This window comes from Rhizobium sp. SRI_017, assembly GCF_057586295.1.
In genome coordinates, this window is sequence record NZ_JBYCZP010000014.1 from 135,322 (window position 1) to 158,832 (window position 23,511).

A 23,511-nucleotide genomic window follows, 5' to 3' on the forward strand; every position below is an offset into this window, starting at 1 on the left:
GGCGCCAGAGGGTTCCGGACCGCCGCCCAATCGTCAGATAGTGCCGCCAATGCGGCTTCGCAACCGACAGTGCCGATTTTGTCGTCGGTTACTGACAATAACCGTCAGAGCCGACGCCGCGCATCTTCGTCACGGCTTATGGTGATGCAGCCGCTCCTTGTGCAGCTCTTCGGCGTTGTCGAGCCACTTGCCCGGCATGGAGAAGATCTGGCCGGGCATGATACGATCCGGATCGTTGATCTGCGTCTTGTTGGCGACGTAAATCGTGGTGTAACGCACGCCCTTGCCATAGACGCGGCGCGATATCTGCCAGAGCGTATCGCCACGGCGGATGATCACCGAGCCTTCGCTCTGCTTGAGCGGCGCCTGTTCGATCACCTTCGGCTGGTCGGCCGAAGCGGTCTCCTGGCTCGCGGTCTGGTCGCCGATGGTCGCTCCGGTGTCGGCTGCGGTCTTGGTTTCGGTCGTCGTCGTGGTCGAGGCGGCGTCTGCCGGCTTGTCGGCGGGTTCCGTTGCGACTTCCGTCTCGGTCTTCGCCTGTTCCTTCGCCGTCGCCTCGGTCGACTGCGCCAGGCGGTCGACCTTGGCCGTCACCTGCACGTCGTTGGAGCTGAGCTGGTCTCCTGTTTTGTCGACGGTCTGAGACGCGGCCGTCCTGGTGTCGGCCGGCTTTGCCTCGTCGGCTGGCTTTGCCTGGTCGGCAGCTACCGGCTCCTGCTTGGCAGGCTCCTTCGCGGCCTTGGCCGCATCATTCGCACTTGCCACTTCGGTGGCCGGTTTCACGGCCGAACCAACAATCGTCTCGACCTCACCGAGAGCGGACTTGAAAGCCGCGACATCAGCCGGGACAGCCTTCAGCCTATCAAGCGCCTTGCCGGCCTCTTCCGACGCCTTGGTGGCCATCGCCGCGAGCGCAGGGTCGACATCCGCCGGCACGCGCACTTCGGCCAGCGACTTGAGCGCGATCTCCGCGGACGACCGCGCGGCCGCGAGTTCCTCGGCCGACGGCATCTGGTTATTGGCATAGAGACCCTGGAGCAGCCCGAGCGCCTTGCCAGCCTCGTTGCGCGCCTTGTCGAAGGTGCCATCCGCCAGAGGCTCGATGGCCGGTTTGTCCTTCGCCGCATCGTTGCTCGCCACGGCGGCGAGATCGCCTTCAGGGCGGAAGAATGGTACGGAGGCACGTAGTTCGACCTTGGAGCCATCACCGCTCAGCACGTCGGCACGGATCGTGTGGTTGCCGACCGCGAGCTTGATCGTTCCATCCGCAACGAAGCGGCCATCGCCGTCCGCCGTCGCTTCGGCAACGACCTGATCGTCGGCATAGAGCCGGACGGTGGCGCCGGGCCGTGTGGCACCGGCGATGAAGATCTTGTCGCCTTCCAGTTCAACGGCACTGACCATCACTTCGGGCGCGCCGACCGGCTGCTTCTGGTCAGCCTGTGTCACGGAGTCGGCCGGGGTCGCGACGGACGTGTCAGGCGTCACTTGCTCGACCTTCGCGACCTGTTGCTCCTGGGTCTTGCCCCCCGCATCATCCTGCGAAACAGCAGGCGGGGTCGAAGCGATATCCGACGCGCTGGCCGGCAGATCCGGCGTCTCGACGGTGACCTTCGCTGTGGTATCAGCCGCTTTCGCCGCCTCTTCGATCTTCGTCACATCGGCCTTGGCCGCATCCTGTGTCTCGGCCTTTGCGGCTTCCTCGACCTTTGCGGCCTCCTGCGTGGTCGCACCGCCGTCGGCGGTCTTCGTTTCTTTCGAGGCGTCCGGCGTCACGCTCTTGTTGGACGCTATCTCCGTGTCCTTGACCTCGGGCATGGTCATGATCTTGGACGCTTCGCCGGGCTTGGTCACCATGGCGAGCAGTTCCCCCGAGGCATCTTTGGGAACCGACACCGTGGCGACTTCCTCCGAGGTCGTGGATTTGCCGTCCTTGCTGGTCGCCTTGAGCACGATCGAATGGTCGCCAGCCGTCAGCGGATTGTCGAGCACAGCGGCGAAATCGCCGGCGACATCGGCATTGGCCGAGGCGATCACCTTGTCGCCGTCGACGATCTCGACCTTGGCGCCAGGGTCGGCACGGCCGGCGATGACGGTCGAGCCGTCCTTCTCGACCCGCAAGATGTCGAAGGCGGGCACGGCTGCTTTGGCCGCGTCAACCGGCTGGTCGACCTTGGCGGTATCGGCCGGCTTGGCGGCTTCTGTAACGCCGTCGGCCTTCTGCTCGTCTTTCTTGGCATCCGCGGTCACCGCGCCGTCTTTGGTGGCGACAGGCTGAGTCTCCTCGAAGGGCGCAAGAGCGGCGCCTTCGGGGAGGCTCGCAAGGAGCTTGGACCTGATATCCGCCAGCGCCTTCTTCGCGGCCGCAGGATCGGCGGGAAGCTTGTCGAGCTCGGCGACTGCCGCCTTTGCCTCTGCGGTCAACTTCGCCAATGCTGCGACGGACGCGCTATCGGCATCGGCCGGAAGGCTAAAGTCGGACGCCTCCAGAAGCCTGGCCCTGAGCTTGGCCTTTGCTGCGGTGATTTCCTCGGGCGTCGGTGTAGTCTTGTCGAGCAGGGCCTGCAATTCGTCGGTTGCCTTGGTGGCATCCTGTCCGATCCGCGCCATCTTGACGAAGGCGGTCGCCTTGGCCTCCTCGGCGCCATCGGCGACTTCCTCGACCTGCTTGCCGGCGTCGTTGACCGCCTGCTTCACATCCTCGACCGTGTTCTTGGCGATATCCTCGACCGTCTTGCCGTCCTTCATCTGCGGCAGAACAACGAAGTACATGAGCACCGCAGCGACTGCGATCACTCCAACCACCAGCCAGATGGCCCCGCTTCTTTTCATCTATTTTTCTCCGGGCGGGACTCCCCCGCCAAAACCCCTTAACGACTGCTAACTTTTTCTCTTGCGCTTCTCAAGCATTTAGCCCGATTCTGCCCGTAATCTCAGGCATTTTCTTGGTTTTTTTGTTGACGGACATATCTCCGAATTGTCATCTCGGGACATGTCTGACGAAAAATTCCCGATTCGATCCATCTGTGTCTATTGCGGCTCACAGCCCGGCCGGAACCCCGATTACATGGAAGCGGGCCGCGCCTTGGGCCGCGCCATCGCGGAACACGGCCTGAGATTGGTCTATGGCGGCGGTACGCGCGGCATCATGGGCGCCGTGGCCTCGGGGGTCATGTCCTCGGGCGGTCGGGTGACCGGCATCATCCCGGAATTCCTGATGGACAAGGAAGCCTCGAAGCACTCGCTATCGGCGCTCACCGAGGTCATCGTGACGCGCGACATGCACGAACGCAAGCATAAGATGTTCGAACAATCCGACGCTTTCGTGACGCTGCCCGGCGGCATCGGAACGCTTGAGGAGATCGTCGAAATCATGACCTGGGGCCAGCTTGGCCGTCACAAGAAGCCGATGGTCTTCGCCAATATCAACGGATTCTGGAATCCGATGCTTGAACTCGTCAAACATATGACCGACGAGGGCTTCATCCACACCGCCCATCTCGTCAAGCCGCTGATCATTGATCGTGTCGAGGATATCGTGCCCGCCATCATCAAGGCCGGCCGCGCCTCCCGCGAGGGTGACGCCTCGGTTCTGGAAAAGATGTGAGCTCGATCCGTCCTAGGCCCGACGGCCGCGATACATCGATACCGAATACACAATCAATGACGTCCAGATGAACACGAAGGCGACGAGCTTCGTTGTCCCGAACGGCTCATGGAAGATGAAGATCGCGATCAGGAAAACGAAGCTTGGCGCGATGTATTGCATGATGCCGATGGTCGACAATCTCAGCAGCTTCGCCGCATTGGCGTAGATCATCAGCGGAACGGCGGTGGCGACGCCGGCAAAGGCGAGCAGCCAGGGATCATGCAGCCCGGCTCGGACAATGAAGTGCCCTTCACCGCCAGCTTCGAGATAAATGATGTAGGCCAGCGCCGGGAGGGTCAGGATCAGCACTTCAAGGAAGAAGCCCTGGTTCGGCCCGAGCGGCAGCGTCTTACGGAACAATGCATACAAGCCCCAGGTCGTGGCGAGCGTGAGCGAGATCCAAGGCAATCCGCCCGCGTCCCAGGCGAGAATGGCAACCGCGATCGCCGCAAGGCCGATGGCAACCATCTGCGCGGGGCGCAGCTTCTCCTTGAGCACGACGGCGGCGATCACCACCGAGATCAGCGGGTTGATGTAGTAGCCGAGCGCTGCGTCCACCGTATGGCCGGAACCGATGGCATAGACATAGACCAGCCAGTTCGCGGTCACGAGCGCTGCAGTGATCAGCGCCATGCCGCTCTTGCGCGGCTGCTGGATCAGCTGCCACACCTCGCCGACCCGCCCTCGCAGCAGCAGTGCGGCAGCCGCGATGGGCAGCGACCACAGCACGCGATGCGCCACGACTTCGAGCGGTGGAATATGACTGACCATCTTGAGATAGAGCGGCAGCGCGCCCCAGAGGAGATAGACGAGAAGCGCGAGGCCCAGGCCCTTGGGCGAATCTTCGTCGCCGATCGCCGGTTTTGCCGCAGAATCCGTTGCCGCCATCGCCGCATTCCTCCGAAAGCGGCGGTGTATGTCAGGATTGGGCAACCGACCAATTCATTCGGGTGATGGGAGTATCAATCAGGACAAACGGTCACGGCGATATCAGGTGCCGCCGGCCGACCCGTCGATCAGAGGAACTGGAATTCCTCGACGCCGTGCACCGTGACGGTGCCGCCCCAGACGGAATGGATGATCACGTCGTCACCTTGCTGCTCGAGCGTGTAGCCTTCCGAATTGGTGATGATGAGCACATCATGCCCGCGGCCGCCAAAGACTTCGAACTCGAATCAGGTGGCGCGGTCAAATACTCACGCCGCCGCGATCTGCCCCACCTGCTCGCGGTTCTTCATCAGCTTGTAGATGATGCTGTCCATCAGCGCCTGGAACGAGGCGTCGATGATGTTGTCAGAGACGCCCACCGTCCACCAGCGGGCGCCTGTGGCATCGGTGGATTCGATCAGCACGCGCGTCACCGCCGCGGTCGATCCGTTGAGGATGCGGACCTTGAAGTCGGCGAGTTCGAGGTCGCCGATTTCGGACTGGTATTTGCCGAGATCCTTGCGCAGCGCGATGTCGAGTGCGTTGACCGGTCCGTGGATGGATTCGGCGACCGACATGGTCATCTCGCCGTCGATCTTGACCTTCACCACGGCCTCGGAGACCGTCTTCAAATTGCCATTGGCGTCGAAGCGCCGCTCGATCATCACGCGGAAGCTTTCGACCTCGAAGAAATCGGGTACCGATCCCAGGGTGTGGCGCGCGAGCAGTTCGAAGCTCGCATCGGCACCCTCATAGGCGTAGCCGGTCGCCTCGCGTTCCTTGACGATTGAGATCAGGGCATCGAGCTTGGGATCGTCCTTGGGGACCACGATGCCGCGGCGCTTGAGCGCGTTGATGAAGTTCGACTTGCCGCCCTGGTCGGAGACCATGACCTTGCGCAGGTTGCCGACCGTCTCGGGCGGGATGTGCTCATAGGTGCGCGGGTCCTTGAGCAGCGCCGAGGCGTGGATGCCAGCCTTGGTCGCGAAAGCCGAGGCGCCGACATAGGGCGCCTGGTGGTCGGGCGAGCGGTTGAGCAGCTCGTCGAAGGCATGCGCCAGCTGGGTGAGGCCTTGCAGCTTCTCTGTATCGATGCCGGTTTCGAAGCGCTCGCTGAAGGCCGGCTTCAGCACCAGCGTCGGAATGATGGTGACGAGATTGGCATTGCCGCAGCGTTCGCCGATGCCGTTGAGCGTGCCCTGCACCTGCCGCACACCCGCCTCGATCGCGGCCAACGAATTGGCCACCGCCTGGCCCGTATCGTTATGGGCGTGGATGCCGAGATGGTCGCCCGGAACGCCGGCCGCGATGACGGCGGCCACGATGTCGCGAACCTCCGACGGCTGCGTGCCGCCATTGGTGTCACAGAGCACGACCCAGCGCGCGCCGGACTCATACGCTGTCTTCGCGACAGCCAGAGCGTAATCCCGGTTGGCCTTGTAGCCGTCGAAGAAATGTTCGCAATCGACCATCGCCTCCTTGCCGGCCGATATCGCAGCCTTCACGGATTGCTCGACGGATTCGAGATTTTCCTCGTTGGTACAGCCGAGCGCGACCTTCACATGGTAGTCCCAGCTCTTGGCGACGAAACAGATCGCATCCGATTTCGCCTGCAGAAGCAGGGACATGCCGGGATCGTTTGAGACCGAGATTCCGGCGCGTTTGGTCATGCCGAAGGCGACGAAGGCAGCGCGGCCGGTGCGCTTCTTCTCGAAGAAACGCGTGTCGGTCGGATTGGCCCCGGGATAGCCGCCCTCGACATAATCGAGGCCGAAGGCGTCCAGCATGTTGGCAATCGAAATCTTGTCCTCGACTGAAAAATCGATGCCAGGCGTCTGCTGCCCGTCCCGCAAAGTGGTGTCGAAGAGGTAGATGCGTTCCTTGGACATGTCAGGCTCCCGCCCTCTGCGTGCTTACTGGGTCGGGGCTACCCCCCTCTGTCCTGCCGGACATCTCCCCCTCAAGGGGGGAGATTCGCAAGAAGCGGCGCGCGCGCGCTTCGTTCAATCTACCGCCCTGAGCAACGGACGGCAGAATGGGGCGGCGTGCATGCCCCATCGGATCTCCCCCCTTGAGGGGGAGATGCCCGGCAGGGCAGAGGGGGGTATCGCCGCGAGTCATCAACTCACCTTCCCCGCATATTTGTCCGTCGCCGCAATCAGCGCATCGAGAATGCCGGGCTCGGAATAGGCATGCCCCGCCCCCTCGATCAGCCGGAAATCCGCCTTCGGCCAGGCCTTGTGCAACTGCCAGGCATATTTCGCCGGGCATGGCATGTCGTAACGGCCATGCACGATCGTGCCGGGAATGTCCTTGAGCTTATGCGCGTCACGCAGCAGCTGGCCTTCATCCATCCAGCCGGCATGGACGAAATAATGGTTCTCGATCCGGGCAAAGGCGATGGCGAAATCGACTTCGCCAAACTTGTCCGAGGTCGAGGGTTCCGGCAGCAGCGTGATCGTCTGGCCTTCCCAGGTGCTCCAGGCGATCGCGGCCTCGACCTGTTTCTCGCGGTCGGTACCAACAAGGCGTTTGCGATAGGCAGCCATCATCTCATGGCGCTCGTCTTCGGGGATTGGCGCAAGGAAGCTCTCCCACTTGTCGGGAAACATTTCCGAGACGCCGAACTGATAGTACCAGTCGAGCTCGGCCTTGGTCAGCGTGTAAATACCGCGCACGACGAGCTCCGAAACCCGTTCCGGGTGCTTTTCGGCATAGGCGAGCGCCAGGGTCGAGCCCCAGGAGCCACCGAAGACCTGCCATTTCTCGACGCCGCTCATCTCGCGGAGCTTCTCGATATCGGCAACGAGATCCCAGGTCGTGTTGTTGTCGAGCGAGGCGTTCGGCGTCGACTTGCCGCAGCCGCGCTGGTCGAACAGCATCACGTCATAGAGTTTTGGATCGAACAGCCGGCGATGAGTGGGCGAAAAGCCGCCGCCCGGGCCACCATGCAGGAAGACCGCGGGCTTGGCACCCCTCGTGCCCGACCTCTCCCAATAGACCCTATGGCCGTCGCCGGTGTCGAGGAAGCCGGACTCATAGGCGTCGATTTCAGGGTAGAGCGTACGCAGTGTCATGCCTTGGTCTCCACGGGCCAGATTGATGTATCGTGGTCCGGATGCTGGTGATTGGAGTTGCGGATATCTCTGTAGCGCGCGCCGCCGCCGTCGCTCGCGTCCTGCGCGCCCTCATCCGGCAGGCCGAAAAGGTCGTTGAACCAGGGCATGCGCGCATAGCCGTCGGAATGCGCGGCCGGCTTGACATCCTGTGGCCGGTCGAGCGAGCCGAGGGTGATGGCGACGTGGCCGGCGCCGATCGTCTCGTAGGTCAACGGCGTGCCGCAGCGGGCACAAAAGCCGCGCCGCACGATATCGGACGAGTGGAAATAGGCGATCTCGCCGCGGGTGATTTCAAAATCCTCGCGTGCCACACCGCCAAGCGCCATGAAATAGTTGCCCGCCGCCTTCTGGCACATCCGGCAATGGCAGAGATGCGGTTCCGTCGGCGCTTTCGCCGCGCGATAACGCACCGCCCCGCATTGGCATCCGCCCGAAAAGCTCATACGCCCTGTTCCTTCGGTCTCCAGTGGTCCGCCTCCGGTGCCGATTTCGGCGTCCAGTCCACGGTGTCATGGTCGGGGTGCTGGTAGCTTTCCAGGTCGGTCAGGTAGGGCGCCGTCGAGACGTCATCGAGCGTGTCCTGCTCAGGCAGTTCATTGAGATGATCGACATAGGGGATCTTGGCTTCGACGCCGAATTGTATGGCGGGCTTTACCCGCCCCGGTTCATCGAAGGCGCCGATCGCCAGACCGACACCCTCCGGCGCCTCGAAGGACAGAGGGGTGCCGCAATTGCCGCAGAAACCGCGCCTCACATAGTTCGAAGACTGGAAGAATTTCGGCTCGCCCCGTGTCCAGGCGAACTCGACATCGCTGACGCCGACGAGCGGCGCATAGAAATGACCGAATGCCTTCTGGCACATGCGGCAGTGACAGATCGAGGCGTCCTTGAGCACGCCCCGGATGCGGAAGCGCACCGCGCCGCATTGACAGCCGCCGGAATAGGTCTCGCTCATTTCTCTTCCTCCGGCCACTGCGCTGTATCGTGATCGGGATGCTGGTAGCTCTCGATGGTCGCAAAGAACGACGCATAAGGCTCACCCTCGACCTTGGGCTTGTCGAACAGCCGGTCGATCCAGGGCAGGCGCTGGTGATAGTTGACCTGCACCTCGGGCTCGAGCTTGTCCGCCTCGTCGAAAGCACCGATCGACATTTCGATGCCGCCGGGATGGCGATAGGCGAGCTGCGTGCCACAGCGCGCGCAGAAGCCGCGATGGACCTTGTTGGAAGACTTGAACCAGTTCGGTTGGCCGCGCGTCCATTCGAGATGCGCCTGATCGGCGGTGACGAAAGGGCCGAAGAACGAGCCAAAGGCTTTCTGGCACATGCGGCAATGGCAGATCGAGGGACGGCCAAGCTTGCCGGCGCGGAAGCGAATGGCGCCGCACTGGCAGCCGCCGGACATTGCGTGTGTTTCAGTCATCGGATGGCTCCCGTTCGATCCAGTTTTCGAGTTTCAGACCGTCTATACGGGAGAATTCGCGGATGTTGTCAGTGACGAGCGTGAGGTCGAGCGAGCGGGCGTGGGCGGCGATGAAGAGGTCGTTGCTTCCGATGAGCGTGCCACGTTCTTCCAGCCGAGTGCGCAATTTGCCGTACACAGTCGATGCCAGATCGTCATATGCCACCACAAGCAGCCGCGTAAGCACATCTTCGACTTGGCGCGCAAGGCGTTCCGAGTTCTTTCTGGCCGCGCCAAAACGCAGTTCCGAGGCAACGACGGCGCTGACGCAAACGCTCGCCTCGCCAACCAACGAAAGCTGAGTCTGAGCTCGGCCATCCGGCTGTCGAATTAACGCCGACACAATGTTGGTGTCGAGCATGTAGAGCACGCCAATCATATGTTCACATCATCAGGAGGCGGATCCCGCAGATCCATCTCGGGAAACTCCTCGTCGTCGGGCCAAGGCTCCTGTTGAGCCAGCCACTCCAGCAAACCCGACGTTCGCTTCCGCACCGGTCGAATTAAGATGCTTTCGCCCAGCTTGCTGATCACGACCTCTTCACCGGGAAGGACAAAATCCGATGGAATATGGATCATCTGCCCGTCGCCATCGCTCTCTAGTCTTATCTGCCGTTCTACTCCCATCAGCGCCTCCGTCGATTGAACCTGCCGCCGAAAATACCACAATAACGCAAGACAATACTCACCGCTTCACTTCCCACGTGGTCACCCGCTCGCCCGTCGCCGCATCCTTGCCGTCCTTGAGCTGAATGCCCTTGGCGAGCAGATCGTCACGGATCCTATCTGCCTCCGCAAAATTCTTCGCCTTCAGCATTTCGAGCCGCATCTGGATGATGGCGTCAAGACCCTCGGCGACAGCCGACGCGATCTCCACCTTCTTCGGCGCGACGCCCAAAAGTGCCGCACTCGCCGCATAGGCGGGATCCCCCGACTGAGCGAGCGAATGGATCGCCTGGATGGCCGCCGGCGTATTGAGATCATCGGCCAGTGCCGCAACCACGCTGTCGTGCGGCGCCGCGTCCGATGCCGTGACCTCCGGCCATTTCGCCAGCAGCCGCTCCGCCTCTTCCAACCGCTTTATCGAAAAGTCGATCGGCTCGCGGTAGTGTGTCATCAGCATAGCCAGACGCAGCACCTCGCCCGGCCAGGTCCGCCCGCCAAACGTCTCCGTCTCCAGCAACTCATGGATCGTGACGAAATTGCCGTCCGACTTCGACATCTTCTTGCCCTCGACCTGCAGGAAGCCGTTGTGCATCCAGACATTGGCCATCACGTCGCGGCCATAGGCGCAGCGCGATTGGGCGATCTCGTTTTCATGATGCGGGAAGATCAGGTCGAGTCCGCCGCCGTGGATGTCGAAGACTTCGCCGAGATGAACCACCGACATGGCCGAGCATTCGATATGCCAGCCGGGCCGGCCGAAGATCGCGGTCGTCCTCCCGTCGATCGTGTAGTCGGCATGCCAGCCGGGCTGGTCGCCGGTCGATTCCTTCCAGAGCACGAAATCGGCTGGGTTCCTCTTGTGCGCCTCGACGGCGATGCGGGCGCCGGCCTGCTGCTCGTCGAGCTTGCGCTTGGAGAGCTGGCCGTAATCAGGCATCGAGCCGGTCGCGAACAGCACTTCCTTGCCCTCGTCGCCCTTGGCGACATAGGCATGGCCCTTGTCGATCAGCATCTGGTTGATCTCGACCATCTTGGCGATGTGCTCGGTGGCGCGCGGCTGGACGTCGGGGGCCAGGCAGCCGAGCGCCTTCACATCCTTCTGGTACTGGTCGTAGGTCTTTTCGGTGACCAGCCGGATCGCGGCGTTGAGGTCCATGTCGGGATAGTCGCGCAAGGCGCGGGCGTTGATCTTGTCATCGACGTCGGTGATGTTGCGGACATATTTGACGTGAGCCTCGCCATAGACATGGCGCAGCAGCCGATAGAGCACGTCGAAGACGATGGCCGGCCGGGCATTGCCGATATGGGCATAGTCATAGACCGTCGGGCCGCAGACATACATGCGGACATGGTTGGGGTCGATCGGCGCGAAGACCGATTTTTCCCGTGTCAGCGTATTGTAGAGCCTGAGTTCCGGCGCAGCGCCCATTGATCTCTCCCGAATTGCAACAAGATGACACTCCGCCTGGCCGGGGCGTTTTGAGCTCTTGTCTGTCAGGAGACGAAAACGGCCGGGCCAGCGGGAGCGCTAGCGAATAATGATCCGGCAAATGCAGACAATCGTTTTCATGGCGCTTGTATCGCGCGTTCTTCAGCCCCCGTCAAGCTGGCCCCGTCATGCTGATCCGGTCAGGCTGGACTGTGTCACATCGGTAACAGATTTCCCCCGCGCGATTGGTAAGTTGTAAATCACCTCGTTCTTTCCTTCTCGGCGTCACGCTTTCGTCCAATTCGGAGGGGCATAAGGGAAGGGAGGGCGGAAGCTCACAAACTGGATTGGGACGACAATGCAAAAGATTGAAAACCGTAAAGAAAACCTTAACGCTCTGCTGGCGAATTACCGACCGATCGGGCCTCGCCACCTGCTCGCTGCAGCCCTGATGGCGCAGGCCAAGAAGGACGATGAGCACAAGGAAGACTCCAAGGCTGACCACAAGGCCAAGGCTGCCTAAGACAGCGTGACGGCAAGGCTGAAGGCGAGACCCGCCATCACAAGGCCGATGATGATGTCGAGCACCCGCCATGCGGCGGGTCTGGCGAAGACGGGTTCGAGCAACCGGGCGCCGTAGCCCAGCCCGAAGAACCAGACGAAAGATGCCAACGCCGCGCCGGCGCCGTAAGCGATCCGCCCTGTCCCCTCGAAGCGGGCAGAGAGGCTGCCGAGCAGCACGACCGTATCCAGATAGACATGCGGATTGAGGAAGGTGAAGGCAACGCACGCCGCCACCGCCGCCCTCAGGCTCCCGCCCGCGGTGTTCGCCGCCTTCATCGCCTCGGGATGGAGCGCGCGGCGGAAGGCAATCACGGCATAGGCGCTGAGAAACAGCACACCTCCAACTGTCACCACCATGATCAGCACCGGCGCCTGCGAAACCAGCGTGCCGAGACCGCCGACGCCGAGCGCGATCAGCGCTGCATCCGATGTCGCGCAGATCAGGCTGAGGATGAACACATGCTGGCGCAGCAGGCCCTGCCGCAGGATGAAGGCATTTTGGGCGCCGATGGCGATGATGAGGGAAGCTCCGAGCAGAAAGCCGGAGAGGGCTGCGGAGACAAGCGGCATCGGGATTGGCCAGTATTGCGACGGGCCGCCTTCCAAGCACACAGTGCGGGCGGAGTCCATGGCGGGGCGGCTTCCGGTCTCATTGGCCCCTCACTCTGGCCCTCTCCTCGCAACTGGCAAGCTATAAAATATAGGATGTGGGGCGGTGCTGTTTGCTCCCTCTTCTCCCCACCGGGGAGAAGTGCCGAGCGCATGCGAGGCGATGAGGGGGCTTTCTTGCTGTGACGTTTGGCGCGCCGCGCACCCCCTCATCCGACCCTTCGGACCCCTTCTCCCCACCGGGGAGAAGGGGGAGCCTTCAGTACCGCCTCAGCCCGCCGGCATAGCGCTCATGTCCATGAACACGGCCTCGAAAACATGGCCGTTCGGATCCTGGAAGGCCCGGTTGTACATGAAGCCGAGGTCCATCGTCTCACGGATGTCGTTGCGGCCGCCATTCTTCGCCGCCGCCTCGGAAATCGCATCCACCTCGGCGCGGCTGTCCATCGAAATCGCGAGCAACACCTGGCAGGTCTTCTGGGCATCGGCGACCGGCCGTGCAACGAAAGTCGAGAAATAGTCCTCGGCAAGAAGCTGGAAGGTGATCGCATCGGACCAGACCATCGACGAGGCCTTCTCGTCGCTGAACTGCTCGTTCCTGGTGCAGCCGATCGCCTCATAGAAGCGGGTGGAAGCCACGATATCCTTCACCGGCAGGTTCACGAAAATCATTCTGGGCATGTCGGTTCCTTTCTTTTTCTCTCTCGGTCAAGCCTCGACAAGGTCTTGCACGATCGTGTCGTTGGGATGAATGCAGACGATTTCGAGCCTGTCATCTCCGACATTCTCGAAGCGGTGCGGCACATTGGCGGCGGCAACCACGATGTCTCCGGGATAAGCGCGTGTCCTCTCTCCGCCGACGGTGAATTCGGCTTCGCCCTTCCGCACGACCCAGGTCTCGGAATAGGGATGGACATGCAGTGCCGATCCCCTGCCCGGCTCCGCGTCGACAAGAAATAGCGAAACCTGGCCGCCGAAATCGCGCCCTTCAAAACGGACGGTGCGGCTCGTGCCGGGCTGGGGTTCCTGGTGACGATGGACCATGAACATTGCTTGACCTCCTCGAATTGGCTCGCGCTGAAATTATCTTGACGAGAAGATACATGCGTCAATTTTATCTTCTCGTCAAGATAAATATCTTCCCGCAAAGATATATTTGCGATCGCATCGGCAGCGTGTATGTCTTGGGGGAGAATGCGGGGTGGAATCATGGTGGCAGGCAAGCGGGATCCCAAAACCAAAGAGGACCATGTCGACCGGTTGCGGCAGCAATGGGCAAAGGAACTGCCTGACCTCGATACCGAGCCGATGGCGATTCTCGGCCGGGCATTTCGCCTCTCCAACATGGTCCGCCCCGGCATCGAGGCGACCTTTGCCGGCTATGGTCTCGACCGCGGCGAATTCGACGTGATCGCGACGCTCCGCCGCTCGGGCCCGCCCTATCGTCTGACACCGACGGAGATGTACAGCCTGCTGATGATCTCGTCCGGCGGCCTGACCCACCGGCTCGTGCGGCTCGAAAAAGCCGGCCTCATCCGCCGCGAGCCCTCGCCGGATGACGGACGAAGCCTGCTGGTGGCGCTGACCGACGCCGGCATCGCACTCGCGGAAAAGGCTTTCCGGAAGGACATGGCAAGTGAGGCGAAATTTCTGGAGCCGCTTTCCACGAAGGAACGGGAGACCTTGGCTGCCCTTCTCAGGAAGCTGATCGTCGAAATGGAGAATGACTCGACGGAAAACGGCCAGCCATAGGCTGACCGACGGCGCGCGCATCGGCACATCTCACACCGAAGTCTCTGGGCGCTAGAAAAGATCGAGCTGGCTGCCGCCATCGCCGCCCGCCGCCTTCTTGGGCGCCGGTTTCGGCGCCACCGGAGCGGCTTCCGCCACCGGCTCCAGCAGCTCCGGCCCGGTATTTGCCACCTTGTTGACGAGGTCGGAAACCGGAATCGCTTCGAAGAGATCGGGCTGCGGCGGCACCATGAGGTCGGCGACCTCTCGCGGTTCCTGCGTCTTGCAGTCGAGCCAGCGGGCAAAATCCTCGGGCTCGATCACGACAGGCATGCGATCGTGGATATGGCGGAAATTCGGCGTGGCGTCCGCCGTCAGGATCGCCCCGGTATCGACCTCCGAGCCATCGGCCGACGACCAGGTTTCCATCAGCCCGGCAAAGGCGACTATGCCGCCGCGCTTCGGCCGCACCCAATAGGCCTGGCTCTTTTCCTTCGAGCCCTTTTCCGGCCGGCGCCATTCGAAAAAGCCGGATGCCGGGATCAGGATACGCCGGTGACGCATGGCAGCTCGAAAACTCGCCTTGCCGATCGCTGTTTCCGCGCGGGCATTGATCAAGAGCGGGAATTCTTTGGGATCCTTGACAAAACCCGGGATCAGGCCCCAGCGCAACAACAGCGCGCGGCGCGCGGGACGGTTGGAGCCGGGTTCCGGCGGGTCGGCCTCGATGACCGCGAGGATCGGCTGCGTCGGCGCGATGTTGTAGCGCGCCGGAAAATCTTCCAGCTCCATCAACGCAAAGGCCTCCTGCACGTCTTCGGGCAGGGAGAGAAGAGCGAAACGTCCGCACATGGGATTTACTTGGCACCTGAAGGAAGTTGGGTCAATGTCCGGCCAAAACGATTCACGAAGTCCCGATGCCCGAAGCCGCCTCCTCCGCCATCCTGATCCGCGACGGCAAGATCCTGCTGATCCGCCGCCGCAACCCGCCCTCCTTCGACATGTTCGCCTTTCCCGGCGGCCGGGCCGAGCCGGGCGAGACGCCGCCCGAGACGGCGATCCGCGAATTCCTGGAAGAAACCGGGATAAGAGCGCATACGCCGCGCGAATTCGCCTTCTACGACCTCCAGGCCGAAAATCCGGGCCGGCATTTCCACCTCACCGTCTTCCTGGTCGACGCCGAAGCCTCCGAAATCGCCGAGGCGCGCGACGATGCCGCCGATGCCGGCTGGTATACGCCTGAGGAAATCCGCCTTCTCAACACGCCGGCCAGCGTGCTCGATTGCGTCGACCGGCTGGAGCGCGAAATCCTGTCGGTCTGATTTGCCGATGTCGCGCGACTTTGCTATGCCCGAACCATGCTCAAGCGCGTCCTCACCCTGACCCTCATCGCCGGCCTTGCGGTCGCGCCTGCCCTTGGCCAGGAGCGAAAGAAGAAGGCGGCTGCGGAGGAGACCAAGGTGGAAACGCCGGCCGTCGCCGAAAAGCCCGCGCCCTATGATCCGAAGCTGATGCGGCTCGCCGAAATCCTTGGCTCGGTCTCGTATCTTCGCAATCTCTGCAAGGGCAACGAATCGGAATGGCGCGACCTGATGCGCGAGCTTCTCAGCGAGGAGACACCAAACGAGCCGGAACGCACCGCCCGTCTCACCGCCGCATTCAATCGCGGTTACCGCTCTTTTGCCGCCACATATGTAAAGTGCACCCCGCAAGCCATCGCCGCGGAGGAAGCTTACCGTGCCGAAGGTGCAACACTTGCCATAGAAATTACTGCGCGCTTCGGAAATTAACCGATTGTTTACCGCTTTTTATTGCGCACAGTGCCGAATTGAGAAAACCTTGGTAAGCGTATTAACGGTCCGGTAAGGTGTGACTGGACCTGCGAGTTAAGGAAATGCCATGGAAGCGAGCCTCAAGGAAATCGACGACCTGATCGTCCATGAGAAAATGCAGGCTGCGCTCGAATACCAGACCGAGGCCTGGGCAGACGGACGCGCCGATGGCATCGAACCTGAAATCATCGCCGAAGCGGCGGTGTTGTTCGCGATGCGCGAGACCGTGCGGCTGCAGGGAGAATCGGGGGCCGAGGCCCTGCTCGACCAGCTCAAGGAACGTATTCTTTCGGGTGAGTTTTCTCCCAACCGCACGATTCAGTAAGGGAATTCAGTGATGCCCGGCAGGGGGGCTCTTTCCACGTTCCGCTTCGGACGGTCGGTTCTCTCCGTCACGTTGGCAGTTCTGCTGGCCGCGAGTGCGGCCGCTTTCTCCGCCCACGCCTTGACCGAGCCCAAGAAGGAGCCCGATCCGGTCGAGCAGGAGGACCCCGGCAAGGCCCAAGTGCCCGCCGAGGAAGACCAGACCGGCAGCAGCCAGACCCTTCCCATGCCCGACTCGCTGATCAAGAAGCCGGGCGACGATACCTCCACCGATGTCACGACGCCCGCCGATACGCCTGAAGTGCCGGTGGAATTCGTCAATGATCTCGACAAGCTCCCCGAGCCCGTCAAGAAGATGCGCACCGCGCTGGTCGAAGCCGCGGCATCGGGCGACATCGAGAAGCTCCGCCCCCTGTTCGGCACCGGTGAAGACGAGACGCAGGTGTCTGTGGGCGATGCGCCCGACGATCCGATCGCAGCCCTTAAGAGCCTTTCGGGCGACCCGGACGGCCGCGAAGTACTCGCTATCCTGCTCGACATCATCTCGACGGCTGCCGCACATACCGACAAGGGCACGGCGCAGGAAGCCTATGTCTGGCCCTATTTCGCCGAAAAGAATCTCGACGCGCTCTCGCCGCCCGAAATGGTCGAGCTCTACCGCATCGTAACCGCGGGCGACGTCACCGACATGAAGGAATTCGGCGGCTACAACTTCTACCGTCTCGGCATCAGCGCCGACGGCAAATGGAAGTTCTTTGTGGCGGGCGATTAAAGGCATCACGCTTTCTGAGCAAAGACTCCTCCCAAACCGTCCCCACAAGGGGGAGGGCTTAAACTGTTGTTCCCCCACTGCCACAATTCGGGCCGTCTACTTGCTAAAGCGGTAGATGCGAGCCGTCTCCTCGCCACAGGTTAGGCCCTCCTCCTTGTGTGGGGTTTGGGAGGGGACTTTCCTGAAGGCGCCGCGCCAACAGATGAGGCACCCTCCCCTTGCCGCGCCCCTTGCGAAAGACTACCTCTTCTCCGACAACCCGGATGTCCGTCATGCCCGCCACTACGCTCGAAAACCGTGCCTTCATCGCCGTGACCGGCGACGAGGCCGAAGACTTCCTTCAGGGAATCATCACCACCGACGTGCCCTCCATCGGCCAGGGCGAGGCCTATTCCGGCGCGCTGCTGACGCCGCAGGGCAAGATCATGTTCGAATTTATGATCTCGCGGAGCGCCGATGGCTTTCTGATCGAGACCGACGCCACCGCCGGCGATGCCTTCGCCAAGCGCCTGACGCTCTACAAGCTGCGCGCCAAGGTGGTGATTGCCAGACTCGAAGCCAACACCACCGCCGTCTCCTGGGATGAAGCGCCTCCGTCCGGCGCCATCAGGGACATGCGCTTCGCAAGGGCCGGCGTCGACCTCTTCCGCACGCTAGGTGCTACCGGCGAAGCGCCCCTCGCCGCCTATGCCGCGCTGCGTATCATCAATGGCATTTCCGGTGGCGCGGAAGACGGCGACGCGACCGACTTCTTCCCGCATGACCTGATGATGGACCGCAATGGCGGGCTCAATTTCAAGAAGGGTTGCTATGTCGGCCAGGAAGTCGTCTCGCGCATGCAGCACCGCGCGACGGCACGTCGCCGGCTGGTGACGGTCACCGCCGAGAGTGCCCTGCCCGCATCCGGCACCGCGATCTCGATCGGCGGTCGCGAAATTGGTGCGCTCCGCACGGTCGAAGGAACCACTGCCCTCGCCGTCGTGCGCATCGACAAGGCGGGCGAAGCCATGGCTGCCGGCACACCGATCCTGGCCGGCGACGTCACGGTCACGCTCGCGCTGCCCGCCTGGAGCGGCCTCGACTTCCCGGCAGCAGCCGACGAAGCCGCATCATGACGGGAGCCAGGCCTGCAGCCGGCATCCGCGCCTGGCAGCGCATGCTGTCCGGCCGGCGGCTCGATCTGCTCGACCCCTCGCCGGTGGATGTCGAGCTGTCCGACATCGCCCACGGCCTCGCCCGCGTCGCCCGCTGGAACGGCCAGACCCATGGCGAGCACGCCTTTTCCGTCGCCCAGCATTCGCTCGTCGTCGAGCAGATCTTCCGGCTGCAGAATCCCGATTGCACCGCCACCGACTGCCAGATGGCGCTGCTGCACGACGCGCCGGAATATGTCATCGGCGACATGATCTCGCCGTTCAAGGCCGTGGTGGGCGGCGGCTATAAGGCGGTCGAGCAACGGCTCGAAGCGGCGATCCACCTGCGCTTCTCCCTGCCGCCGCATCCAGCGGCAGGGCTCAAGGCCCTGATCAAGAAGGCGGATGCTGTTTCCGCCTATTTCGAGGCGACCCGGCTTGCCGGTTTCTCCGAGGCCGAGGCGCGGAAGTTCTTCGGCCAGCCGCGTGCCGTGACAGTCGAGATGATTCCCATACAGCCGATGGCGACTGCTAAGGCACAAGCGCTGTTCTGTGAGCGCTTCGCGGAGATCGAGACCTGGAGGCATAAGGTCTGATGCCCCGCATAGTCGTCTCCCCCCTCAAGGCCATCGCGGAGATGGCTGTCCGCCACAAGGCGCGCGAGATGATCACGCTGATCGCCGAGAAGCATGACTTCCACCGCCCCGGCGTCATCGACCCGACCCGCCATCTGTCGATATCGGTCAACGACATCGCCTTTGCCGGCAAGGACGGGCTGATCGCGCCGCAGGAGGCGCATGTGAGCGAGATCATCGCTTTCGCCCGGAGCTGGGACCAGACGAGCCCGCTGCTCATCCATTGCTGGATGGGCGTTTCGCGCTCGCCGGCTGCAGCGCTGGTCGCGGCGCTGGCCGCAAACTCCGACCTCGATGATGCCGAACTCGTACGCGCGCTTCGCGCTGCCTCGCCACAGGCGACGCCAAACACCCGCCTTGTCGAGATCGGTGACACCGTGCTTGCCCGCTCAGGCCGCCTCGTGGCAGCGGTGAAGGCCATCGGCCGTGGTGCGGATTATATGGGCGATGCGCCCTTCGTGCTCGATTTCTAACCGGAACCAATTTGACGCCGCACGGGTTTTCCGCTCGACAAGAAGGAGACCTGACATGAGCAATATTTCCGACGCCAAGAACGATCCGATCGGCCAGATATGGGACAAGTTGGACAAGGTCCATGCCGTGATGCTGGGCAGCCCCGATCATCGCCACCACATGCAGCCCATGGCGCCACAGACGGCACGCGACGAAAACGCCGTGTGGTTCTACACCAAGACCACGACCGACATCGCCCGCGCCGCCGGCGGTGGCGGCGGTCACGTGCATATGTGCATCATGGGCGACAACGACTGGTATGCCTGCCTCGACGGCCATCTCGAAACCATGCGCTCGACCGAGCACGCCGAACGTTTCTGGTCGTCGATCACGGAAGCCTGGTATCCCGGCGGCAAGGATGATTCCGAACTGATCATGCTGAAATTCACACCTTCGACAGGTGAGATTTGGGCGAGCACGTCTTCGACGATCAAGTTCGGCTGGGAGATTGCCAAGGCCAATCTCACCGACGAGGAGCCCGACGTCGGCTACAAGACGGCGGTGACCTTCCGCGCCGCCTGATCCCGTTCCGGGAGGCGGCTGGGCACCTGCTGTCCGGCCGCAAACGGGCAGGCCGCCAATCGCGAATTAAAACGCTGACGGCGGCCTGCCTGATACTGACAATATCTGGCAGTTACTCGCAGTAAAATGTCCACGTCAACAGAGATGGAGGACACCATGACGACGATCGCAGCCATCCTCACTGACAGCTTTGCAGACTGGGAATTCGGCCTCATGGCCGCCGCCGCGCGTGGCTTTTGCGGCCTAGACGTCATCACCGCCTCGCCCGAAGGCACGCCTGTCGCTTCGATGGGCGGACTGAACGTGACGCCGGACATGGCAATTCACGACATTGATCTCGCACGCGTGGACGCCATCGCGATCATCGGCGGCGCAGTCTGGGACCGCCCCGACGCACCCGATCTCACGGAACTGCTCACCATCGCCCACGGCCATGGCAAGCTGATCGGCGCGATCTGCGGCGGCACGCGCGCCCTTGCGGCGTCCGGTCTGCTCGACGCCATTCCGCATACCAGCAACGAGCCCGGCTATCTGGCCAATGTCCGCGGCTATCGGGGCCACGGCTATTATGTGACCTCCCCGGCGGCGCTGAAATGTGGCCACATCATTACCGCTTCGGGCCTTGCCCCGGTCAGTTTCATGCGGTCAATGATATCAGCGCTCGGCAGGGGTGGCCCGGAACTCGAATATTATTCCGACTCGTTCGGCATGGAGTTCGAAGGCCGGGACGAACGGCGAGCGGCGTAAGGATGAGATCGATGCTAGGCTCAGGCAACGTCCTGGCCCGGCGAGACGCCATCTTCCGACTGCAGAACTGCATCGATCTCCTGACGGGTGAACAACCGGACGCCGCGATCGTCAAAGACCGGCGTCCCGAGAGCCTTGTCGAGGAGAAACCAGGTTCTGGTCGCTTCTGGATCGTCAAGGCTGCACATGGTGCGCGCGATGTAGCGGCGTTGCTGCATTTTCTGGTCCAGGGGTTCGTCGCCGCCACAAGGTGACATCAAACGGCGCACGTCAAGCCGCAACGCCCAGCGGAGCGCGTCAGCCATAGGCATTCGTACGCTATCGCACAGAACTGAAGCGCTTCAATTTTTTTGTCGATGTTGGCCTATTCGTTAGGATTTCCTCAATAAGATATTGGCGGAAATGTTTGGTAGAGCCAACCGGCTTGAGTCCGGGCCAGAGATCGACTTATGAGCGCGTGGTCAAAGCAGCGTCCGGAACCTGATGCGGACGAAACCTCCCCGGAGCGTTTTCCGCAGGGCAAGACACGCGACGAACTCGATTTCTGGATCAATGCCGTCGGCTCGCCCCTCCTCGTCGTCGAACGCCGCAACCTCATCGCACGCTCGGGCAATCGCGCAGCCGAGATGATGTTCGGGATGCCGGCCGAAGAACTCGACGGCAAGCCGCTCACCGACCTCGTCGGCCCCGAAGCAAACCAGTTGCTGGGCCAGATCTGGACCAATGCCCCGATCGGCGTGACCGGCGAGCCCTTCCTCGTTCGCGCCCAGGTCTTGGGCCTCGAGCGCCTGCTGATGGTGCAGGTGTCGAAAATCGTCGTCGAGCATGAGGAACTCCGGCTCTTCACGCTGATGGACGCCCCGCCCCAGGGTTCTGTCGCGCTTGCCGGCTGGCAGGAAAAGATCATCGACATGCTGAACTGGCTGCCCTTCGGCTTCGAGATCGCGAGCTACGACGAGCAGATCCAGTTCGCCAATTCGCAGTTCAGCGCGCTTTTCGGCTATTCGCAGGACGAGATCGCCAGCATCGAGGATTGGTGGCGGCTTGCCTATCCCGACCCGGAATATCGCCTGTTCGCCCGGTCGACATGGGAGGGCGAACTGGCCAAGGCGCGCGCCGAGGACCGAGAAATGACCCCGTTCGACCTCGAGGTCAGGACCGCCAGCGGGCAGGACCGGACCATTCAGTTCCGCCACCGCACGGTCGGCAATTTCAACGTCAACCTCTATCTCGACGTCACTTCGGAACGCGCCGCCGCCCGCGAGCTCAAGCGCCTCTCGGAGATCGATCCGTTGACCGGCATCATGAACCGCCGCCGCTTCTTCGAGCAGGCGGAGAAACGCTATGCCGGAGAAGCCGACCAGTCCCTTGCCGTGCTGGTCCTCGACCTCGATGAGTTCAAGGCGATCAACGACCGCCATGGCCACACGGCCGGCGACGTCGTGCTCCAGGAATTCGCCCTGCGCTGCTCGGATGCGATCGGTGAGGATGGCCTTTTCGCGCGCTTCGGCGGCGAAGAATTCGTCGCCCTGCTGACCGACACCCCAGCCCGCCCCGTAGCCGAGGCGGCCGAAGCCATCCGCGCCGCCATTGATGGCCGCGACTTCGCGATATCAGGCGGCTCACTGCACGTCACCGTCAGCGGCGGCCTCGCCACACGATGCGGCGACGAGGAACTCGGTCAGACCATCTCCCGCGCCGACGAAGCGCTCTATGCGGCCAAGCACGCCGGTCGAAATAGGATCTGCTGTTAGGCTCTCGGCCAGCGAGGCCGCTGCGGCCGCGCGTCTGCCACAAGTTACCCACGGCACATCCTGATCAAGCATAAATCGCTAAAGGAATCCCGGTTGAAACCGGAGCTACATTCATGCCCACGCGATTTAGAGTCGCACTGAGCTGCCTTTACGCAGTTGCGTTCTTGTCCATCGCCATGATGTGCCTGGGGTTCCGCATCACCGAATGGGCGCTTGCCGAATACGGCCTCTCCCTGACCCTTGCGGGTCTCGCAATATGGGTCGTGGTTTTGAGCGGCTCGATCCGCTTGATCAACAAGATCTACGAGGATTGGCCGACCCTGTCGCTTCCCCCGAACCCACCTATTCCCCGGAATTGCCGATGGAGTCCGTCCTGATGGCGGCGCAGATCGACGTACGATCCGTCGGCTCTCGCGCGGCGCAGTATCCAGGCACCGCAAAGACCGAGCAGATGTCGGAAAAATGCTGAAGCGACTGGCCCGGATACTGGGCGCCTATCTCCTTCCTGCTGCGTGCCGCATATTCCGCTCTTCCTGTTCAGCGGCGACCTGAAATTCATGATCGGCATGCTTCATCCCACGACCATTTTCGTCGTCGCGGTATTTGCCGCCTATGCCACGTTCATACCCGCCACCGTGGTCATCACCGTCGGCGAATTCCTCAGCCTGCGGCGGTGGTATTACTACGTGCTCGGCGCGGGCATCTCCTTGCAGCCGCAGGTTCTGATTGCCGCCCAAGACAACAAGCCAAATCTCGAGATGGCCGGCCTCTTCTTCATCGGAGGATGCCTGTCCGGCCTCGTCTACTGGGCGCTCGCTGGGAGGGTGGCGGGCGCAGCCGAATCCCGCAAAATCCAGGAGGTCTAGCGAGACCATCCAGGCGCACGACGTCACATGCCGTGCCCCTGCCGATATCCCATGCGATAGCGGAGCGATCGGGAAGGCCTTCATGGTCAAGCCACGGGGCGGATCGGCTCGCGTGAGCGGGGAGGTGTGTGCCGGGCCTGGAGATTAATCCGCAAATGTTGGAACAAGCTCCAGCGCGTCGCTAGCTGAGACCCAGAACCGCGGAGCGCCCTGCTCTCCACAGCTTTCCGCCAACCCTTGACCATCCCGCACTTTTGC

30 protein-coding genes are annotated in these 23,511 nt (G+C 62.4%); 14 read left to right on the top strand and 16 right to left on the bottom strand.

All coding sequences use genetic code 11. The features are described 5' to 3' along the window. Positions 1-129: 129 nt before the first annotated feature. Positions 130-2,832 carry a LysM peptidoglycan-binding domain-containing protein gene (locus AC2YI2_RS25760; RefSeq protein WP_487389375.1) on the bottom strand — a complete coding sequence of 901 codons (2,703 nt, stop codon included), beginning with the start codon at positions 2,830-2,832 and terminating at the stop codon, positions 130-132. 160 nt (positions 2,833-2,992) lie between these two features. On the opposite strand from AC2YI2_RS25760, the gene AC2YI2_RS25765 reads away from it, so the two are divergent. Further along, complete coding sequence (locus AC2YI2_RS25765) at positions 2,993-3,607, top strand: LOG family protein (RefSeq protein ID WP_487389376.1); 615 nt, start codon at positions 2,993-2,995, stop codon at positions 3,605-3,607. Between the two features lie 12 nt (positions 3,608-3,619). Here the strand turns inward: AC2YI2_RS25765 and rarD are convergent, their stop codons facing one another. From rarD to cysS, 10 genes are all read right to left on the bottom strand, one after another. Then, complete coding sequence (rarD, locus tag AC2YI2_RS25770) at positions 3,620-4,537, bottom strand: EamA family transporter RarD (RefSeq protein WP_487389377.1); 918 nt, start codon at positions 4,535-4,537, stop codon at positions 3,620-3,622. Between the two features lie 128 nt (positions 4,538-4,665). Beyond that, positions 4,666-4,788: a hypothetical protein gene (locus AC2YI2_RS25775; protein WP_487389378.1), complete on the bottom strand. Its 123-nt coding sequence runs from the start codon at positions 4,786-4,788 to the stop codon at positions 4,666-4,668. A gap of 57 nt (positions 4,789-4,845) precedes the next feature. After that, positions 4,846-6,465 carry a citramalate synthase gene (gene cimA / locus AC2YI2_RS25780; RefSeq protein WP_487389379.1) on the bottom strand — a complete coding sequence of 540 codons (1,620 nt, stop codon included), beginning with the start codon at positions 6,463-6,465 and terminating at the stop codon, positions 4,846-4,848. Positions 6,466-6,696: 231 nt separating this feature from the next. Continuing rightward, positions 6,697-7,653, bottom strand: a complete 957-nt coding sequence (pip, locus tag AC2YI2_RS25785) for a prolyl aminopeptidase (protein WP_487389380.1) — start codon at positions 7,651-7,653, stop codon at positions 6,697-6,699. Next, positions 7,650-8,138, bottom strand: a complete 489-nt coding sequence (locus AC2YI2_RS25790; RefSeq protein ID WP_487389381.1) for a GFA family protein — start codon at positions 8,136-8,138, stop codon at positions 7,650-7,652. Before AC2YI2_RS25790 ends, pip begins: the two co-directional genes overlap by 4 nt. Continuing rightward, positions 8,135-8,650, bottom strand: a complete 516-nt coding sequence (locus AC2YI2_RS25795) for a GFA family protein (RefSeq protein ID WP_487389382.1) — start codon at positions 8,648-8,650, stop codon at positions 8,135-8,137. Before AC2YI2_RS25795 ends, AC2YI2_RS25790 begins: the two co-directional genes overlap by 4 nt. Next, on the bottom strand, positions 8,647-9,117 hold the full coding sequence (locus AC2YI2_RS25800) for a GFA family protein (RefSeq protein ID WP_487389383.1): 471 nt from the start codon (positions 9,115-9,117) through the stop codon (positions 8,647-8,649). The genes AC2YI2_RS25795 and AC2YI2_RS25800 overlap by 4 nt, the downstream gene beginning before the upstream one ends. Then, positions 9,110-9,535, bottom strand: a complete 426-nt coding sequence (locus AC2YI2_RS25805) for a PIN domain-containing protein (protein WP_487389384.1) — start codon at positions 9,533-9,535, stop codon at positions 9,110-9,112. The genes AC2YI2_RS25800 and AC2YI2_RS25805 overlap by 8 nt, the downstream gene beginning before the upstream one ends. Beyond that, positions 9,532-9,783, bottom strand: coding sequence for an antitoxin (locus tag AC2YI2_RS25810; protein WP_487389385.1), 252 nt, complete (start codon positions 9,781-9,783; stop codon positions 9,532-9,534). Before AC2YI2_RS25810 ends, AC2YI2_RS25805 begins: the two co-directional genes overlap by 4 nt. 58 nt (positions 9,784-9,841) lie before the next feature. Beyond that, complete coding sequence (cysS, locus tag AC2YI2_RS25815) at positions 9,842-11,251, bottom strand: cysteine--tRNA ligase (RefSeq protein WP_487389386.1); 1,410 nt, start codon at positions 11,249-11,251, stop codon at positions 9,842-9,844. Positions 11,252-11,609: 358 nt separating this feature from the next. Here cysS and AC2YI2_RS25820 point away from each other — a divergent pair, with 358 nt between their 5' ends. Further along, positions 11,610-11,774, top strand: a complete 165-nt coding sequence (locus AC2YI2_RS25820; protein WP_487389387.1) for a hypothetical protein — start codon at positions 11,610-11,612, stop codon at positions 11,772-11,774. On the opposite strand, the gene AC2YI2_RS25825 is transcribed toward AC2YI2_RS25820, so the two are convergent. The 3 genes from AC2YI2_RS25825 to AC2YI2_RS25835 form a co-directional block, all read right to left on the bottom strand. Then, positions 11,771-12,385 carry a LysE/ArgO family amino acid transporter gene (locus AC2YI2_RS25825; protein WP_487389388.1) on the bottom strand — a complete coding sequence of 205 codons (615 nt, stop codon included), beginning with the start codon at positions 12,383-12,385 and terminating at the stop codon, positions 11,771-11,773. The two genes, AC2YI2_RS25820 and AC2YI2_RS25825, sit on opposite strands and share 4 nt — an antisense overlap. Before the next feature lie 309 nt (positions 12,386-12,694). Next, positions 12,695-13,105 carry a VOC family protein gene (locus AC2YI2_RS25830; RefSeq protein WP_487389389.1) on the bottom strand — a complete coding sequence of 137 codons (411 nt, stop codon included), beginning with the start codon at positions 13,103-13,105 and terminating at the stop codon, positions 12,695-12,697. Between the two features lie 27 nt (positions 13,106-13,132). After that, a complete protein-coding gene (locus AC2YI2_RS25835; protein WP_487389390.1) occupies positions 13,133-13,474 on the bottom strand; it encodes a cupin domain-containing protein in 342 nt (113 codons plus the stop codon). Between the two features lie 159 nt (positions 13,475-13,633). Between AC2YI2_RS25835 and AC2YI2_RS25840 the strand changes: the two genes are divergently transcribed. Further along, on the top strand, positions 13,634-14,176 hold the full coding sequence (locus AC2YI2_RS25840; RefSeq protein ID WP_487389391.1) for a MarR family winged helix-turn-helix transcriptional regulator: 543 nt from the start codon (positions 13,634-13,636) through the stop codon (positions 14,174-14,176). A 51-nt stretch (positions 14,177-14,227) separates the two neighbouring features. Here AC2YI2_RS25840 and AC2YI2_RS25845 read toward each other — a convergent pair whose 3' ends face one another. Beyond that, positions 14,228-15,007: an SOS response-associated peptidase gene (locus AC2YI2_RS25845; RefSeq protein ID WP_487389392.1), complete on the bottom strand. Its 780-nt coding sequence runs from the start codon at positions 15,005-15,007 to the stop codon at positions 14,228-14,230. 65 nt (positions 15,008-15,072) lie between these two features. Here AC2YI2_RS25845 and AC2YI2_RS25850 point away from each other — a divergent pair, with 65 nt between their 5' ends. From AC2YI2_RS25850 to AC2YI2_RS25890, 9 genes are all read left to right on the top strand, one after another. Continuing rightward, positions 15,073-15,477 carry an NUDIX domain-containing protein gene (locus tag AC2YI2_RS25850; protein ID WP_487389393.1) on the top strand — a complete coding sequence of 135 codons (405 nt, stop codon included), beginning with the start codon at positions 15,073-15,075 and terminating at the stop codon, positions 15,475-15,477. 36 nt (positions 15,478-15,513) lie between these two features. Continuing rightward, a complete protein-coding gene (locus tag AC2YI2_RS25855) occupies positions 15,514-15,945 on the top strand; it encodes a TIGR02301 family protein (RefSeq protein WP_487389394.1) in 432 nt (143 codons plus the stop codon). Positions 15,946-16,054: 109 nt separating this feature from the next. Further along, the gene (locus AC2YI2_RS25860) at positions 16,055-16,312 is read left to right on the top strand and encodes a hypothetical protein (RefSeq protein ID WP_487389395.1); all 258 of its coding nucleotides are present in this window, start codon (positions 16,055-16,057) and stop codon (positions 16,310-16,312) included. A 12-nt stretch (positions 16,313-16,324) separates the two neighbouring features. Next, positions 16,325-17,083, top strand: coding sequence for a hypothetical protein (locus AC2YI2_RS25865; protein WP_487389396.1), 759 nt, complete (start codon positions 16,325-16,327; stop codon positions 17,081-17,083). 272 nt (positions 17,084-17,355) lie between these two features. Further along, positions 17,356-18,198, top strand: coding sequence for a CAF17-like 4Fe-4S cluster assembly/insertion protein YgfZ (ygfZ, locus tag AC2YI2_RS25870; protein WP_487389397.1), 843 nt, complete (start codon positions 17,356-17,358; stop codon positions 18,196-18,198). Continuing rightward, positions 18,195-18,812 (top strand): YfbR-like 5'-deoxynucleotidase, encoded by a 618-nt coding sequence (locus AC2YI2_RS25875; protein WP_487389398.1) that lies wholly within the window; start codon positions 18,195-18,197, stop codon positions 18,810-18,812. The genes ygfZ and AC2YI2_RS25875 overlap by 4 nt, the downstream gene beginning before the upstream one ends. Then, a complete protein-coding gene (locus AC2YI2_RS25880) occupies positions 18,812-19,324 on the top strand; it encodes a tyrosine phosphatase family protein (RefSeq protein ID WP_487389399.1) in 513 nt (170 codons plus the stop codon). The genes AC2YI2_RS25875 and AC2YI2_RS25880 overlap by 1 nt, the downstream gene beginning before the upstream one ends. A 55-nt stretch (positions 19,325-19,379) precedes the next feature. Then, entirely contained in the window at positions 19,380-19,886 is a 507-nt protein-coding gene (locus AC2YI2_RS25885) for a pyridoxamine 5'-phosphate oxidase family protein (RefSeq protein WP_487389400.1), read from the top strand. Positions 19,887-20,042: 156 nt separating this feature from the next. Further along, positions 20,043-20,633, top strand: a complete 591-nt coding sequence (locus tag AC2YI2_RS25890; RefSeq protein ID WP_487389401.1) for a DJ-1/PfpI family protein — start codon at positions 20,043-20,045, stop codon at positions 20,631-20,633. Positions 20,634-20,653: 20 nt separating this feature from the next. Here AC2YI2_RS25890 and AC2YI2_RS25895 read toward each other — a convergent pair whose 3' ends face one another. Further along, a complete protein-coding gene (locus AC2YI2_RS25895) occupies positions 20,654-20,938 on the bottom strand; it encodes a hypothetical protein (protein ID WP_487389402.1) in 285 nt (94 codons plus the stop codon). 144 nt (positions 20,939-21,082) lie between these two features. On the opposite strand from AC2YI2_RS25895, the gene AC2YI2_RS25900 reads away from it, so the two are divergent. Together AC2YI2_RS25900 and AC2YI2_RS25905 are read left to right on the top strand one after the other, a co-directional pair. Continuing rightward, entirely contained in the window at positions 21,083-22,387 is a 1,305-nt protein-coding gene (locus AC2YI2_RS25900) for a diguanylate cyclase (RefSeq protein ID WP_487389403.1), read from the top strand. A 557-nt stretch (positions 22,388-22,944) separates the two neighbouring features. Further along, complete coding sequence (locus tag AC2YI2_RS25905; protein WP_487389404.1) at positions 22,945-23,253, top strand: hypothetical protein; 309 nt, start codon at positions 22,945-22,947, stop codon at positions 23,251-23,253. Positions 23,254-23,511: the final 258 nt, after the last annotated feature.

What these genes read in the sequence shown, in the direction of transcription:
- AC2YI2_RS25760 (WP_487389375.1), bottom strand. Translation starts at nt 2,832, where the DNA reads ATGAAAAGAAGCGGGGCCATCTGGCTGGTGGTTGGAGTGATCGCAGTC.
- AC2YI2_RS25765 (WP_487389376.1), top strand. Translation starts at nt 2,993, where the DNA reads ATGTCTGACGAAAAATTCCCGATTCGATCCATCTGTGTCTATTGCGGC.
- rarD (WP_487389377.1), bottom strand. Translation starts at nt 4,537, where the DNA reads ATGGCGGCAACGGATTCTGCGGCAAAACCGGCGATCGGCGACGAAGAT.
- cimA (WP_487389379.1), bottom strand. Translation starts at nt 6,465, where the DNA reads ATGTCCAAGGAACGCATCTACCTCTTCGACACCACTTTGCGGGACGGG.
- pip (WP_487389380.1), bottom strand. Translation starts at nt 7,653, where the DNA reads ATGACACTGCGTACGCTCTACCCTGAAATCGACGCCTATGAGTCCGGC.
- AC2YI2_RS25790 (WP_487389381.1), bottom strand. Translation starts at nt 8,138, where the DNA reads ATGAGCTTTTCGGGCGGATGCCAATGCGGGGCGGTGCGTTATCGCGCG.
- AC2YI2_RS25795 (WP_487389382.1), bottom strand. Translation starts at nt 8,650, where the DNA reads ATGAGCGAGACCTATTCCGGCGGCTGTCAATGCGGCGCGGTGCGCTTC.
- AC2YI2_RS25800 (WP_487389383.1), bottom strand. Translation starts at nt 9,117, where the DNA reads ATGACTGAAACACACGCAATGTCCGGCGGCTGCCAGTGCGGCGCCATT.
- AC2YI2_RS25805 (WP_487389384.1), bottom strand. Translation starts at nt 9,535, where the DNA reads ATGATTGGCGTGCTCTACATGCTCGACACCAACATTGTGTCGGCGTTA.
- AC2YI2_RS25810 (WP_487389385.1), bottom strand. Translation starts at nt 9,783, where the DNA reads ATGGGAGTAGAACGGCAGATAAGACTAGAGAGCGATGGCGACGGGCAG.
- cysS (WP_487389386.1), bottom strand. Translation starts at nt 11,251, where the DNA reads ATGGGCGCTGCGCCGGAACTCAGGCTCTACAATACGCTGACACGGGAA.
- AC2YI2_RS25820 (WP_487389387.1), top strand. Translation starts at nt 11,610, where the DNA reads ATGCAAAAGATTGAAAACCGTAAAGAAAACCTTAACGCTCTGCTGGCG.
- AC2YI2_RS25825 (WP_487389388.1), bottom strand. Translation starts at nt 12,385, where the DNA reads ATGCCGCTTGTCTCCGCAGCCCTCTCCGGCTTTCTGCTCGGAGCTTCC.
- AC2YI2_RS25830 (WP_487389389.1), bottom strand. Translation starts at nt 13,105, where the DNA reads ATGCCCAGAATGATTTTCGTGAACCTGCCGGTGAAGGATATCGTGGCT.
- AC2YI2_RS25835 (WP_487389390.1), bottom strand. Translation starts at nt 13,474, where the DNA reads ATGTTCATGGTCCATCGTCACCAGGAACCCCAGCCCGGCACGAGCCGC.
- AC2YI2_RS25840 (WP_487389391.1), top strand. Translation starts at nt 13,634, where the DNA reads ATGGTGGCAGGCAAGCGGGATCCCAAAACCAAAGAGGACCATGTCGAC.
- AC2YI2_RS25845 (WP_487389392.1), bottom strand. Translation starts at nt 15,007, where the DNA reads ATGTGCGGACGTTTCGCTCTTCTCTCCCTGCCCGAAGACGTGCAGGAG.
- AC2YI2_RS25850 (WP_487389393.1), top strand. Translation starts at nt 15,073, where the DNA reads ATGCCCGAAGCCGCCTCCTCCGCCATCCTGATCCGCGACGGCAAGATC.
- AC2YI2_RS25855 (WP_487389394.1), top strand. Translation starts at nt 15,514, where the DNA reads ATGCTCAAGCGCGTCCTCACCCTGACCCTCATCGCCGGCCTTGCGGTC.
- AC2YI2_RS25860 (WP_487389395.1), top strand. Translation starts at nt 16,055, where the DNA reads ATGGAAGCGAGCCTCAAGGAAATCGACGACCTGATCGTCCATGAGAAA.
- AC2YI2_RS25865 (WP_487389396.1), top strand. Translation starts at nt 16,325, where the DNA reads ATGCCCGGCAGGGGGGCTCTTTCCACGTTCCGCTTCGGACGGTCGGTT.
- ygfZ (WP_487389397.1), top strand. Translation starts at nt 17,356, where the DNA reads ATGCCCGCCACTACGCTCGAAAACCGTGCCTTCATCGCCGTGACCGGC.
- AC2YI2_RS25875 (WP_487389398.1), top strand. Translation starts at nt 18,195, where the DNA reads ATGACGGGAGCCAGGCCTGCAGCCGGCATCCGCGCCTGGCAGCGCATG.
- AC2YI2_RS25880 (WP_487389399.1), top strand. Translation starts at nt 18,812, where the DNA reads ATGCCCCGCATAGTCGTCTCCCCCCTCAAGGCCATCGCGGAGATGGCT.
- AC2YI2_RS25885 (WP_487389400.1), top strand. Translation starts at nt 19,380, where the DNA reads ATGAGCAATATTTCCGACGCCAAGAACGATCCGATCGGCCAGATATGG.
- AC2YI2_RS25890 (WP_487389401.1), top strand. Translation starts at nt 20,043, where the DNA reads ATGACGACGATCGCAGCCATCCTCACTGACAGCTTTGCAGACTGGGAA.
- AC2YI2_RS25895 (WP_487389402.1), bottom strand. Translation starts at nt 20,938, where the DNA reads ATGGCTGACGCGCTCCGCTGGGCGTTGCGGCTTGACGTGCGCCGTTTG.
- AC2YI2_RS25900 (WP_487389403.1), top strand. Translation starts at nt 21,083, where the DNA reads ATGAGCGCGTGGTCAAAGCAGCGTCCGGAACCTGATGCGGACGAAACC.
- AC2YI2_RS25905 (WP_487389404.1), top strand. Translation starts at nt 22,945, where the DNA reads ATGATCGGCATGCTTCATCCCACGACCATTTTCGTCGTCGCGGTATTT.